Raw genomic sequence first — 12,254 nt, 5'->3', positions numbered from 1 at the left:
GGTTCTGCTGCGCACACGGCCGCAGCTAGCTTGGGGCCTGCCAACGAGTCGGGGTCGCCGGACATGCACACGGCCGTCCCCAAGCGGCACCCCGAAACCCCGAATTGAGGAAAGCTGCATGCCCGACCCGATCGCCATGAAGTCCGACATGCTGTCCAGCCTGCGTAGGACGTTGCACGCGGAGTCCTTCGTCGAGGTGGTCACCCCTGTCGTCCGGCGAGCCGATCTCGGACCGGGACGCCGCACCCCGGTCGACCTGGATGGCGGCCGGTTCCTGCGGGCAATGATCGGACCGGCCCTGCGTGTGAACCTCGAACACCACCCGAGGATCTTCGAGATCGGCCCGTGCTTCCGCCCAGAGAAGCCGGACGACCTCCACGCGTCCGAGTTCACGATGCTCGACCTGTACGCGGCACACGAGAGCTTCGAGTTCCTCTTCGGCCTGGCCGAGCGTCTGGTCACCCCGCACCTCGCCTACACCCCCGTGCGGATCTCCGTCGCGGACTACATACGCGACCTCTTCGACATCGATCTGCGACACGAGCCTCTCGGTGATCTGCCGGCGCGGATGGCCGACCGCATGCACCTGAACCCCCAGACACCGTTCAAGGTCGTACTCGGGCAGTTCGTGGAGCACGAACTGGAGACGCAAAGCCCGGGAGCCGCGGTCTTCTTGACTGACTACCCACTTGGCGGGGACGAGCCGTGTGCCCGTCTCACACCGGGCACCACGGCACTGATCAACCGGTTCGAGCTCATCGTCGACGGGATCGAGGTCGTCCACGGCTACGAAGACGAGGTCGACGGGCCCGCGTTCGCCCAGCGCGCCCGGGAGGTGGACCTCTTCGACGAGGAGCAGCGCCTGGTGTGGGAGGCGATCGACGAGGGCAGAGTGCCTTCCGTCAGCGTCGGTCTGGGCATCGGCATCGAGCGCCTGTGCATCGCCGCGTCGGGCGTCAAGGACATCAGCCGGTTCCTGCAGTCGTCCCAGTACTGAGCGTCCCAGTGTGACTCGCCAGGAGGATCTGCGATGGCTCTGTCAATCCACCCGCTCACCGGCGGCCTCGGTGCCGTGGTCGACCACGACCTCGGCGAGGCCGGAGATGATCCGACGCTTTCACCGGCTCTGGCAGAGGCACTGCATCGTCACCGCTTGCTGGTCTTCCCCCGCCAGCACCTGAACCACGCTGACCTCCTCGTGGCCAGCGCGAACTTCGGCGCCGTGGACACCGATGTCGACCGCCGGTACGCCGTTGGCGGATTCCCCGGGATCACCACGGTCAGCAACATCGTCGAAGGCGGGACTCCCGCCGGCATCTATGACGGGGACGACGAAGTCGAGTGGCACGCCGATAACAGCTTCAAGCCGCGCCTGACCCGGGCGACGCTGCTGTACTCGGTTATTACCCCCGAGCTCGGTGGACAGACCCGGTTCGCGGACTCAACCCGGGCCTACACAGACCTGCCCGCAGAGCTGAAGGAGCGCATCGAGGGCCTGCGCGCGATCCACTCGATCCAGCGGCTCGCAGCGTTACAGACCCAGGCCAGCGGCGGCCAGTCTTCGGCGGCGGCTGGCAGCCTCGCCAGCCGCCCCGAGGTCGAGCATCCCCTTGTCCAGACCCACCCGGTCACCGGAGCCCGGTCGATCCTGCTCGGCTCCATGGTCATCAGGGGGATCGTCGGCCTGGCCGAGAAGGACACCAACCGCCTGCTCGACGATCTGCTGGAGCGGGTGACCAGCACCCCGTACGTCTACACCCACCGCTGGAGCCAAGGCGACCTCGTCGTGTGGGACAACCTCGCGATCCTCCACACCGCCTCGCCCTGCGACAGCTCCCGCCACCACCGCCTCCTGTACCGAACCTCTGTCCACTAGAAGAGCAATCCCGAGGTCCGTGGTCATGAGCCGTAGTAGCTGATCAGGAAGCGGAGACCATCATGCACCCGGATTGCGCGAAGTCCCGGGCCGTGATCACGTGACGGTGGCACAGCTGAACATCCGGCTGCTCCTCGCGGTGGCCGTCATCATCGTCGCCGTGCAGGTGGCCGGCTGGCTCATGGCGCGCATCCGGCAGCCGCGCGTGATCGGCGAGATCATCGCGGGGATCCTGCTCGGGCCTAGCCTGCTCGGGCTGGTGGCGCCAGGCGTGGCGACCTACCTGTTCCCCGCGGAGGTGATCGGCGGACTGCAGGTGCTGTCGCAGTTCGGCCTGGTCCTGTTCATGTTCCTGGTGGGCCTGCATCTGGACACGTCGCAGCTGCGCGGCAACGGCCGCACCGTGGCCGCCGTGGCCCCGGCGTCGCTGCTGGTGCCGCTCGCGCTCGCCGTCGGGCTGGGTGCGGTGATCTACGGCGAGTTCGGTGCCGACGTCGACCCGCTCGGATTCTGCATCTTCCTCGGCGCCGCGATGGCCGTCACCGCGATGCCCGTGCTGGCCCGGATCCTGGTCGATCTCGGCCTCGACACGCAACGCACGGGCATCATCAGCTTGGCCTGCGCCGCGATCAACGACCTCGTCGCGTGGTGCCTCGTCGCGGTGGTGGTCGCGGTGATCGGCTCGTCGGAGCCGCTGGGCACCCTGACCACGGTCGGCTTTGCCTTGGCCTTCGTGGCCGTGCTGCTGTTCGTCGTGCGCCCGCTGCTGGGCCGGCTGGCCCGGCTTCCGGTGTGGGGTGTGATCGTGGTGACGGTGCTCAGCGCCTGGACCGCCGAGCAGATCGGGATCCACGCCATCATCGGCGCCTTCCTCGCGGGGCTGATCATGCCGCGGCACCCGGCCTGGCGGCTCGAGGTGGAGCACCGGCTCGACGCCGTGGTCCGCAACCTGCTGCTGCCGATCTTCTTCGCGGTCGCCGGCATCGCCACCCGCATCGACCAGCTGACCATGGCGGCGGTGGTCCTCCTCGGTGCGGTCATCGTGATCGCGGTCGTCGGCAAGATCGGCGCGGCCACCGTTGCGGCCCGGCTGGTCGGCGAGCGGTGGTCGGATGCGGCCACCCTCGGCGTGCTGATGAACACGCGCGGGGTCACCGAGCTGGTGATCCTCGCGCTCGGGCTCGAACTGCACATCATCGACTCGACCGTCTACACGGTCATGGTGTTGATGGCGCTGGTCACGACGCTGATGGCGGCCCCGTTGCTCGGGCTGTTGCGGGTACGGGCGGCGAGATGGCGCGAGCCGGCGCCCCGCTGTCAGTAGCGTGTGCGCATGACCGAGGAGAAGGCCGAGAAAGTCCCCCTCAAAGAGCAGGCGCTGAACGCTGATCGCATCACCCGGATCGGCAGAGAAGTCCAGGCCGTCCAGCCCGACTTCGACACCGCAGGATTCGCTCGCGAGGTACTCGCCGACTTCCCGCGACTGGAGCTGAAGGCACGCATCGCGCGCACCAGCCAGGCCCTGCGGGACCACCTCCCGGGCACCGGCACCCAAGCGCTCGACGTGCTACTGCGGTCCCTGCCACCCACCCCGGAGGCCGCTGGCGCGACCTCGGATTTCGGCCTGCACATCTACTCACCCCACTCCGACTACGTCGCCCGGTACTGCCGCACGGCGCCGGAACTGGAGCACGCGCTGGAAGCGCTCAGGCGCCTGACCACCTACTTCTCCGCCGAAGACGCCGTCCGATACTTCATCAAGGAATTCCCCGACGAGACGATGAAGGCCGTCGACACCTGGGCTCGGGACCCCGACCACCGAGTGCGCCGTCTAGCGAGCGAAGCCACCCGCCCCAAGCTCCCGTGGTCCCCCCGCATCCCACTGCCGATCGACGCGGCCCTGCCCGTACTCGACCAGCTGTATACCGACTCCAGCCGGTTCGTGACCCGCTCGGTGGCCAACCACCTGCACGACATCACCAACGACAACCCGGACCTGGTCCTAGCCACCCTCCAGGGTTGGAAGAACGCCGGGCGCGCCCAGGGCAAGGAGTTCGACTTCATCGCGCGGAAGGCCCTACGCACCCGGCTGAAAAAGGGCTGGGCGCCCGGATACGAGTTCCTTGGATACCCGAGCGACGCACCGGTCGAACTCTCATCGGTCCTCCTTGAGAACAGCGAACTCACGGACGGCGACACGCTCGCGTTCGCCGCGGACCTCACCAGCCGCGTGCCGACTCCGCTGCACGTGACATACGTGATCTCCTCGACGTCGCGGCGAGGGGCACCCCGCGAGAAGGTCTATTTCCTCACCAAAGCCACGACCGAGCCAGGCCGGACTATGCATCTCACCAAGCAGCACCCGCTGCGCTCGACCGCCAACACGAAGATCACGCCCGGAACGTACGCAATCGCGATCCAGGTCAACGGCCGCCGACTCAGCCACGCGCACTTCCAGGTTGTCGAGCGGTGACGATGCCGAGCTCACCCCACGATGCCCGCGACCACACCGACCATAACGGGCTCTTCGCGCTGGAGCCGGCCCGCTTCCATTCGCTTTGGGTCGGGACGGATCGGGGGCGCATCGCAGCGCCTGCGCCACTTGACTGCGCGGCTACCGGTACTCGTGGGTCATCCGGTGCAGGACCAGGTGGCCGCGCTCGACGAGGTCGGGCCGGTCCTTGACGAGCCCAGAGTTGAGGTAGGAGACGGCGAGCCTCGTGGTCAGCAGCCGCAACAGCCGCTCCTCCGTGTCCGACAGCGGCCTGCCGTACCCGGTGAGATAGGCGTCCTTGAGGTCCGGGCGGGTGGCCCAGACCGCGCCGCACAGCCACACGAACTCCTCGACGGCGGTGCCGTGACGGGCCATCGCGAAGTCGATCAGCCCATGGTGGCCGCTGTCGGTGTCCCAGAGCCAGTTGCGGGTGGAGTAGTCGCCGTGCTGGTAGACCAGCGGCAGTTGCTCGGCCAGCTCCGGCAGCTCCCAGGATGCGGCCTGCACCAGGGCGCGCTGCTCGGCGTTGAGGTGCTCAGCGGTGCTGACCAGACAGGGCCTCGCGGGCCTGTTCGCGCATCGCCGCGCGGGCGGAATGGCGGTCCTGCTCCGAACCTGGGTCGGACTGGTCGTGCCAGCGGCGCAGCAGACGGCCCGCGGCCTCGTGCACGCGTTGCTCCACCTCCGTCTCCAGGGGCAGGCCCCGTACGACCGTGCCCGGCAGTGGCGAGGTCATGATCGCCTTCAGGTCGGGGTCCACGGCCAAGAGCCGGGGCGCCTGGTGGTCGGTCAGGTTTCGCGCGGCGTAGGCGTAGCCGAGGACCTCGCGGTCGTAGTCGATCTCGGTCAGGCTGAGCTTCACGAAGGCCGCGTTCGAGCCGGCGGCCACGCGCCAGACCCGGGAGCTGCCTCGGGGCCAGGACACGTCCGTGATCTCGTCCACGCCGGGCAGGGTGCTGGCGACCCACTCGCGCAGATCGAGCGGGAAGGGCTTGCTCTCCGCCATAACCATCGTCTCCACCTGGGTTTGAGGGATCAGCGGTAGTTCCCGTGATGCGGGCTGGGTGCGGCAGGTGCCGGGATGGAGCAGCTGTCGTCGGCCGAGTGTTCTGGCTGGGTGCTTCAACACAGGCGACCCCCGGTGGGCTTCTCGTAAGTGCCGGTCTCCTTCCGAGACTTCAACGGCGAAGTGCGGGAGGCGGGCACGCATGTTCTATTCACGCCCGGAATGAATTTAGTTTGGGTTCCCGACGTCAGCATCGGACGGGGCAGCAGCACTACGATCCCGGAACGGGGCAACACGGGGAACGGTCCCGCGCCGTGGTTGTTGCCCCCCACCCGGGCGCAGCAGCGTCGTAGCGGCGATGTCGCCCGGTGGTGGTTCAGCCCATGCGGGCAGTCCCCGATCCCACCGGCACGCTGCGCTCGCCAGCCCAGTCCCACTGGTCAGCGCCGAAGGTGTCACCGCTGATGTTGTCCCATTCGGCCACGGCCTGTCGCCATCCGGCACACACTCACAGGCATGCGTGGGTCGAGCCCCGAAACCGGGCACGAGTGGACCGATCTTGCACTCAACGCGCCGGGGATCGGCGTCAGCTACGAGGCCGCACGGCGACGGAAGAGCGACGGTCCGGGCGCGGATCGGTCCTGGCGCGTCGGCGCGGACGGCGAGGTTGCGATCGCGGCGGTACTCGCCGAGCTCACCGACGCGTCGAGGTGGCGACGCTTGCGTCGACAGCCCGCAGGATGGCGGGTGTTGCACTCGGTTCCTCTCGGCGACGGCCAGGGCCGCATTCGCGGCGACGTCGACCATCTCGTGATCGGCCCGCCCGGAGTGATCACGATCAACACCAAACACCACCGAACCGGACGATTGGAACTCGACGGCGAGAAACTAGTCGTGAACGGGCGTCCGACGGAGTACATCCGCAAGGCCCGCCGGGAGGCCGAGCGGGTCACGGGGTTCCTGCGTCCGGCAATGGTCGCCGCAGGAGCGGCCGAGCTGGCCGAGCGGGTCGCGGTGCGTCCGTTGATCGCGGTCGTGGGCGGTCGGCTATTGATCGCGCAATGGGCACCAGGGGTGACGGTGGTGATGCCACGACAGTTGGTGCACACGCTGCGCTCGATCCCGGCAGTGCTCAACGAGGACGAGGTCGGCGCGGTGTATGAGGTCGCCCGCCGCTCGACCACCTGGAACCCGGCGCCGCCGCCCGCACGCCGGTGACGATGACGGGGCTCTCGATGCCGAGACGAGTCCGGACATCGCTGCCCTCCACACGACATCCTGTCCGACGGCCGAGACGCTACAAATGTTTGCTCGGCTTGCCCGCATCTCGCCTCCGAGGCGTGCAGGGCGATCAGGAGGTGGCGGCTCGGTGACTCGGCCATGGAGCCGACAGCGGCCAGTGGACTCGGACGAATCCGAGCCATGGGCCGTGATCGGACAGGTTCCTGGTAGTGACGTTAGTCGAACTCTCCGCTCCGGACGCCAGCGGTGAACGCCACCCACTCCGCGGCGGTGAACGCCAATGTCCCTCCGTCCCGATTCTTCGTGTTGCGCACGAGGCGTCCGCCATCGGGCAGGTCGGCCACTTCGACGCACTGGTTGCCTCCGCTGCTGAAGCTGGAGGTTCGCCAGCCCAACGCGGTGGTCTCATCCATGATCTTCTCCTGGGGGGTCGGTGCCGTCGAGTACGCGTCGCAGCCAGCGGATGCTCTCCGGCGCGGTGAGGGCCTGGGCGTGCTGCAGTTCCCAGGCCGCAAAGAGGCCGTCGACGATCTCGCGTTCGTCCGCGACCTGGCCGCCGGACGCGTACTCGAGATATGCGGCGGGCGGGGCCTCGTCGGCGAAACTGAGCAGGACGAACGATCCCCCCAGACTCGCATGCAACCCCATGTTGAGGGGCAGAATTTGCAGGCGGACGTTGTCACGCTGGGCGAGGTCGAGCAGATGCCGAAGCTGTGTCGTTCCGACCTCGCCCAAACCCTGGGCGCGGCGGATCGCTGCCTCGCTGATCACCGCGTGGAAGTCCAGTGGGCGCTCGTCAGAGGTCAGTCGCAGCCCTCGGCGGCGTCGGGTCTCCACGAGCCGGTCGACCTCATCGGGGCGGACCATGTGCGTGGCCGCGACATGCGTGGCACGGCTGTAACCCTCGGTTTGCATCAGACCCGGGATCACCTCGCCGTCGAACGAGCGCAGCGTGACCGCATCGGCTTCGAGGCCGACGTACACCCCGAGCCATGCCGGCAGCTTCTGCGTTGACCACCAGCCACGCGCGTTCGCCTCGGTCCGCAGCTTCTCCAGCGTCGTGTACGCCTCAGCGGACGCGCCGTAGAGCTTCGACAATGCCTGCAGTTCCAGCTTTCGAGGTGGGTTGCGGCCCGTCTCGATATGGCTGATCTTGCTGACAGCGCAGTCCAGTTCCGCCGCGGCATCCTGGACGGACACGTCGGCAGCCTTGCGCAGCTGCTGCAGCGCTGCACCCAGCTGTCTACGACGCATCGTCGGCCCCGCGTTCACGAAGCGATCCTAGGTCCACTGACATCACTCCGTAGCCGCAGGGGCGTAGCGTAACTATACGTTTTGATGTTACGGTACGGCTCGGGGTTGGCGGATCGCGGGATCCGGGCACGTCAGGACGCCTCACCGCCTGTCGGACGGGCGGCAACGCCGCACATCGTGGCCGGAAGGTCGAGCATGAACACTCAGTCACATCCGCGCCCGTACCGTCGCCAGGCATCACGTCGCGGCCTGCGATCGGACGACTGGCCGCCAATCGCATCGCGCCCGAACTCTGCGGGCGAGCTTTGCCTCGATCGCCCGCGCAGAAGCCCGCCCGGCGGCGGAGCGAATCCCATCCCGCCGCCGGGCGGATACGACCGCGGCTCGGCTTCGAGACCCGTTTCCGTGACGTCGATCGCCGCGGATGACGTCCTGGAGACACGGACGTTCGACGTTGGGCTCGGGGCGATAAGGCTTCCGGCTGGTGCGGGGTTGATCCCCCCCGTCCCCCGCACCAGCCGGTACCCAGGCAGGGAGCCGGATATGTGTACGCGGACGCAAGATGCGGTTTCGATCACGGCGCCGCACCCCTGGACGGCAGAGAACACCTGGTGCCGCATCTCGCGCTCGCTGAGCACTTCCGGGATGGCGGGTGGTACTCGAGTCTGTCCGGGAGCCGATCCCGCCGCGGTGAGCGGCGTTCAGGTATGCGCGGTGGTGCGCAAGCGGGGCGACTGCAACCTCACTCAAGGGCGGAGGGTTCCGATGAAGGACCGGGTGCTTGCCGTTCAACGGGCAGCGACGACGAGCAACGTCGAGCAGCTCCGCGCGACCTACGTGAACGCGGCGCGCGCCTACTGGGGCGACATGACCGCGGAGAGCAGCTCGGGCCGGACGGCCGCATGGGTGGCCACGGTCCGCGCTGGCGTGCCGGTCGAGGCGGTGCGCGACTGGGACACCGCCGTGGCGAACGACATCTTCGTCGGCCTGTTCCCGCGGCCGTGCGGGCGGCGGTGCCAGTGGTGAGCTGGTCCTGGGGCTCAGCCAGCGCGAGCACGGTCGGCGTCGCGATGATGGGCGGCGGCGCGCAGCCGATCCGCCACGGCGTCCCTTGTCACGATCGAACCCGTAGCGTGGCGGTCCTGCTGGGGGTCTTTCTTCCCCGTCAACCCCAGCGGGGCAAGCATCGGATCGGCCGCGTCCCCGGCGTCCCCTGGATGCGACGGGCGCCGCAATGAGCCCCTTGTGCCGCTGCCACCTCTCGGTCGACCCGCCGGACGGCCCGTACTGGCTGCCCTCTCACCATCCGGAGCCCGGCCCCGAGCTGGTGGCGGCAGTCGCCATGTGCGGGCAAGACCCAGCGCTCCTGCGCTGGGAGCGCGTAGCCGGCGGCGGCTGGCGCAGCCAGGGCGCCCTCGCCGTCCCGCACGAGACCCCTCCCAAGCCGTGGGACCGCGTGGGCCGCTGCTGGAACGGCAACCAACACCCGGTCCACAACGCGCGTCCAATGCCGGAAGGCGAACGTGCCAGCGGTGTGTGCGCGAGTGTTCACACTCGACCGGACCTGGCGCTGTTTGTCGTGATTCGCACGCTCAGCGTTCTGCTGGCGGCCACGACAATCGACCGTACGACGCACGTGCTGCGCCGCGATGCGTGGCCGCCGCAAGCGGCGGCAGCTCTGCATGGGGTCAGGTCCCATGATTCGCACGCCGTGCTGATGCTGGATATCGACAACTTCAAGGCCGTCAACGACACCTACGGGCACGGGCCTGGCGATCAGGTTCTTTCTGCGGTCGCTTCGACGATCCGCACCACGGTGCGCGCGGGAGATGTCGTCGGCCGTTGGGGTGGTGATGAGTTCGTGGTGCTGCTCAGCGGCCGCGACTCCCACGCCGCATACGACGTCGCCGAGCGCATCCGGGCACGTCTGGCTGAGCGACAGATTCCGATCGCTACCCCGAGTGGACGTGTCATGTTGCCAGGGTTGACCGCGTCAATCGGTGTCACGTCGCACCGCGGCGGCGACACCGACGTCGCGGCACTGCTGGCGGCTGCCGACCGGGCGATGTACGCAGCGAAGCAGGCCGGCCGCAACTGTGTGTACGTCAACGACGGCCGCGATTCGGAGCAGACGGCCGCGATTCGGAGCAGACGACGTCGATGGCGGTACTCGACGGTGCAAGCCCAGTTTCCGCGCGCAGTTCGGCCCGAGACCCATCCAGTTCTCCCGAACGGCCTCGGGCGACCGGTAGCTGCCCGTAGCGTCACCGGACATGTCGACCACTGCTGACGACTCCCTCGACGAGTGCCGCCACCAGAGCGCCGCGGGCGAGCTCACCGACGACTTCTATCGACACGACATGGCCCGCCTCGCAACGCTGACCACCACACAACGTGCTGCTCAGGCGCGGGCGCGCCAGGAACTGGCCGAGTACGTCGACGCGCTGTGGGATGACCTCAAGCTCCGCGGGCTGCGACCCGCCGACCATCCCGACCAGTTCAACGCCGTCGCCGCCATGCGCGACCTGACCAACAGCCTGTACTCCGCCAACGCGCTCAACGCGCAACACGCCGCCGGTGACCCCGCCGACTAACACAGGTCAGCGTCACCGGTACCCGGTCGGCGAGCACCTCGGCGATCGAAACGTCGGGGCCCACTCGACTGCTCACCTCGTGAGCGGCGGCGAGCCCTGTGCTCTGATCGCTGGGTGTCCCGGTTGTGTCGACGTGCTGCGGCGCAACCCCTTCTCGATGGTCCGCCGAACTTCCTCGGTCGTGAATCCCTCTGTCCCGACATGACGATCGGCCGCTGTGGCGAGCACGGTGTGCACCTCGTGGGCACTGAGTTGGCCGGTGGTGACGAACCGCCCGAGGCGCGCCGCAGCGACGAACAGAACGTGGTTTCGTCGACCGACGGGCGCCTCGTCGACGTTGCGGGTCTCGCCGTCGATCGCCGCACGAACGTAGACGCCCCGATGTAGGTCGCTGGCCTGACACGGGAGCGGCAGACGGACGGTTGGCCGCAGCGCCTTGACCATCCAGTCCGGCGCTGGCGCGGGCGCCTGGTCGCAGATCACGCGGTACCGCCTCCCACCCACAGTGGACCCCGGCCCGACGACAAATCCGCCACGGGAACGAGTATCGATATGTGGACCGAGCCGACCGACGCTGTTGCTCGTCGGCTCGCGAGGCGCCTCGAAGTACAGGTGCAACCCGCCACCGGCAGTTGCAATCGTGAACGTTTCGCGGGGAACCGTCTCGCCGTGCTCGCGCGCGAGATTGTGGAGGACCTGTCGCCCGTGCGGCGCGCCGGTTGAGCCATGCTCCTTGGGCGAATCGAGATCGACGACCAGGAGACGGGAGGTACCGGTGGCGACGCCCACGTTGTACGGCGCCGCCATCCACCAGCGCTCGATCTGATCGACATGGGTCGTGGCCTGCGCCTCCCAGTTGCGGGCGAGTGCCGGTGTCTTGCTGCCCGGATGCAGTGGGAACACGGACATCCCACGCTCGGCGAGCTTCAAAGCGCAGAGCATCAGTCGGACATTGTGTGCCATGTCAATCTCCTCGCCTCGGGCGGATGAGGCGACGCTGACGCGCGATAACTGCGACTCCGTGGTCACCCGTTACTCCGAATGGGCGACCGTTGCACTGATCAACCACGAACGATCTTGCTCGCTGATACCCCTATGAACAACGGGCGACCACGCGACGACAGCAGGGCAGCCACGGGAGACCACGGATCGACCACGCCCGACAGCACCATCGCTCTGTGCATGAACGGAGGATTGATTCGGTGACCACACCCAGACACTCCGGGCTGCTGCTGGCCGCGGTGCTCCTCGCGAGCTGCTCCGGCCCGGCCGCCGGTGCCGGTTCGACGTCGGTCGGTCCGGAGCAGCGCGCACTCGCCGCCTACGAGAGCTTCTGGTCGGTGTCGCAAGCGGCGTTCGCGAGCCCTGCATCGCGTGACTGGGCGGCGGACCTCGCCGCCGTCGCGACCGGCTCAGCGCTTGAAGCCACGTTGACCGAGGTCCGGAGCTATGCGGAGTTCCCCGCGCACACCGTCGGCGCCGTATCGCGATCCCCCGCCGTGTCGAACGTGACCGACGTGAGGATCAACGTCGTCGACTGCGTTGATCTGGGCGACTCGCGGCTTGTGGCTGATCGCACCGGGGAGGTTCTGGACGACCTTGCCAATCGCGTGCAGCGGTACCGCTACCGCGCGGAGATCGTTGCGAAGCGCGATCAATGGCTGGTCGACCGCATCGAGGCCTCACTGGATGAGCCGTGCTGACGGCCATCGCCACCGGTCTCGCGATGGCCGGCGCCCTCATCACGGTCGCCGAGCCGACCGAGCAGCCAGCCGGATGCGCGGTCGT

The 12,254-nt window shown here is 68.2% G+C and carries 14 protein-coding genes; 9 read left to right on the top strand and 5 right to left on the bottom strand.

The annotated features are described in order from the left end of the window. Positions 1 to 118 precede the first annotated feature (118 nt). From ACFPFQ_RS47145 to ACFPFQ_RS47130, 4 genes are all read left to right on the top strand, one after another. Positions 119 to 997 (top strand): amino acid--tRNA ligase-related protein, encoded by an 879-nt coding sequence (locus ACFPFQ_RS47145; RefSeq protein WP_379629847.1) that lies wholly within the window; start codon positions 119 to 121, stop codon positions 995 to 997. 33 nt (positions 998 to 1,030) lie between these two features. Beyond that, entirely contained in the window at positions 1,031 to 1,876 is an 846-nt protein-coding gene (locus ACFPFQ_RS47140) for a TauD/TfdA dioxygenase family protein (RefSeq protein ID WP_379629846.1), read from the top strand. A 106-nt stretch (positions 1,877 to 1,982) separates the two neighbouring features. Then, complete coding sequence (locus ACFPFQ_RS47135) at positions 1,983 to 3,200, top strand: cation:proton antiporter (protein WP_379629845.1); 1,218 nt, start codon at positions 1,983 to 1,985, stop codon at positions 3,198 to 3,200. A 9-nt stretch (positions 3,201 to 3,209) separates the two neighbouring features. After that, positions 3,210 to 4,349 (top strand): hypothetical protein, encoded by a 1,140-nt coding sequence (locus tag ACFPFQ_RS47130; RefSeq protein WP_379629844.1) that lies wholly within the window; start codon positions 3,210 to 3,212, stop codon positions 4,347 to 4,349. A 141-nt stretch (positions 4,350 to 4,490) separates the two neighbouring features. Here the strand turns inward: ACFPFQ_RS47130 and ACFPFQ_RS47125 are convergent, their stop codons facing one another. Together ACFPFQ_RS47125 and ACFPFQ_RS47120 are read right to left on the bottom strand one after the other, a co-directional pair. Further along, positions 4,491 to 4,922, bottom strand: a complete 432-nt coding sequence (locus ACFPFQ_RS47125) for an aminoglycoside phosphotransferase family protein (protein WP_379629976.1) — start codon at positions 4,920 to 4,922, stop codon at positions 4,491 to 4,493. Further along, positions 4,906 to 5,376, bottom strand: coding sequence for a phosphotransferase (locus tag ACFPFQ_RS47120; protein WP_379629843.1), 471 nt, complete (start codon positions 5,374 to 5,376; stop codon positions 4,906 to 4,908). The genes ACFPFQ_RS47125 and ACFPFQ_RS47120 overlap by 17 nt, the downstream gene beginning before the upstream one ends. A 516-nt stretch (positions 5,377 to 5,892) precedes the next feature. Between ACFPFQ_RS47120 and ACFPFQ_RS47115 the strand changes: the two genes are divergently transcribed. Next, entirely contained in the window at positions 5,893 to 6,594 is a 702-nt protein-coding gene (locus tag ACFPFQ_RS47115; protein ID WP_379629842.1) for a nuclease-related domain-containing protein, read from the top strand. A gap of 239 nt (positions 6,595 to 6,833) precedes the next feature. Here the strand turns inward: ACFPFQ_RS47115 and ACFPFQ_RS47110 are convergent, their stop codons facing one another. Together ACFPFQ_RS47110 and ACFPFQ_RS47105 are read right to left on the bottom strand one after the other, a co-directional pair. Further along, positions 6,834 to 7,031, bottom strand: coding sequence for a DUF397 domain-containing protein (locus tag ACFPFQ_RS47110; RefSeq protein WP_379629841.1), 198 nt, complete (start codon positions 7,029 to 7,031; stop codon positions 6,834 to 6,836). Beyond that, positions 7,024 to 7,890: a helix-turn-helix domain-containing protein gene (locus ACFPFQ_RS47105; protein WP_379629840.1), complete on the bottom strand. Its 867-nt coding sequence runs from the start codon at positions 7,888 to 7,890 to the stop codon at positions 7,024 to 7,026. Before ACFPFQ_RS47105 ends, ACFPFQ_RS47110 begins: the two co-directional genes overlap by 8 nt. A 747-nt stretch (positions 7,891 to 8,637) precedes the next feature. Here ACFPFQ_RS47105 and ACFPFQ_RS47100 point away from each other — a divergent pair. The 3 genes from ACFPFQ_RS47100 to ACFPFQ_RS47090 all read left to right on the top strand — a co-directional run bounded on the left by ACFPFQ_RS47100 (position 8,638) and on the right by ACFPFQ_RS47090 (position 10,466). Further along, the gene (locus tag ACFPFQ_RS47100; protein WP_379629839.1) at positions 8,638 to 8,898 is read left to right on the top strand and encodes a hypothetical protein; all 261 of its coding nucleotides are present in this window, start codon (positions 8,638 to 8,640) and stop codon (positions 8,896 to 8,898) included. A 481-nt stretch (positions 8,899 to 9,379) separates the two neighbouring features. Then, complete coding sequence (locus ACFPFQ_RS47095) at positions 9,380 to 10,162, top strand: GGDEF domain-containing protein (RefSeq protein WP_379629838.1); 783 nt, start codon at positions 9,380 to 9,382, stop codon at positions 10,160 to 10,162. Next, on the top strand, positions 10,146 to 10,466 hold the full coding sequence (locus ACFPFQ_RS47090) for a hypothetical protein (RefSeq protein WP_379629837.1): 321 nt from the start codon (positions 10,146 to 10,148) through the stop codon (positions 10,464 to 10,466). Before ACFPFQ_RS47095 ends, ACFPFQ_RS47090 begins: the two co-directional genes overlap by 17 nt. Positions 10,467 to 10,538: 72 nt before the next feature. On the opposite strand, the gene ACFPFQ_RS47085 is transcribed toward ACFPFQ_RS47090, so the two are convergent. Then, a complete protein-coding gene (locus ACFPFQ_RS47085; RefSeq protein WP_379629836.1) occupies positions 10,539 to 11,429 on the bottom strand; it encodes a bifunctional DNA primase/polymerase in 891 nt (296 codons plus the stop codon). 239 nt (positions 11,430 to 11,668) lie between these two features. Between ACFPFQ_RS47085 and ACFPFQ_RS47080 the strand changes: the two genes are divergently transcribed. Further along, a complete protein-coding gene (locus ACFPFQ_RS47080; RefSeq protein WP_379629835.1) occupies positions 11,669 to 12,169 on the top strand; it encodes a hypothetical protein in 501 nt (166 codons plus the stop codon). Positions 12,170 to 12,254 lie beyond the last annotated feature (85 nt).

The sequence above is a fragment of the Pseudonocardia sp. GCM10023141 genome (assembly GCF_042653605.1).
This window is presented reverse-complemented; position numbering and strand designations above follow the sequence as displayed.

Coding starts and splice junctions, on each gene's coding strand:
- ACFPFQ_RS47120 (WP_379629843.1), bottom strand. CDS start 5,376: ATGGCGGAGAGCAAGCCCTTCCCGCTCGATCTGCGCGAGTGGGTCGCC.
- ACFPFQ_RS47095 (WP_379629838.1), top strand. CDS start 9,380: ATGCCGGAAGGCGAACGTGCCAGCGGTGTGTGCGCGAGTGTTCACACT.
- ACFPFQ_RS47100 (WP_379629839.1), top strand. CDS start 8,638: ATGAAGGACCGGGTGCTTGCCGTTCAACGGGCAGCGACGACGAGCAAC.
- ACFPFQ_RS47085 (WP_379629836.1), bottom strand. CDS start 11,429: ATGGCACACAATGTCCGACTGATGCTCTGCGCTTTGAAGCTCGCCGAG.
- ACFPFQ_RS47090 (WP_379629837.1), top strand. CDS start 10,146: ATGTCGACCACTGCTGACGACTCCCTCGACGAGTGCCGCCACCAGAGC.
- ACFPFQ_RS47115 (WP_379629842.1), top strand. CDS start 5,893: ATGCGTGGGTCGAGCCCCGAAACCGGGCACGAGTGGACCGATCTTGCA.
- ACFPFQ_RS47110 (WP_379629841.1), bottom strand. CDS start 7,031: ATGGATGAGACCACCGCGTTGGGCTGGCGAACCTCCAGCTTCAGCAGC.
- ACFPFQ_RS47145 (WP_379629847.1), top strand. CDS start 119: ATGCCCGACCCGATCGCCATGAAGTCCGACATGCTGTCCAGCCTGCGT.
- ACFPFQ_RS47140 (WP_379629846.1), top strand. CDS start 1,031: ATGGCTCTGTCAATCCACCCGCTCACCGGCGGCCTCGGTGCCGTGGTC.
- ACFPFQ_RS47130 (WP_379629844.1), top strand. CDS start 3,210: ATGACCGAGGAGAAGGCCGAGAAAGTCCCCCTCAAAGAGCAGGCGCTG.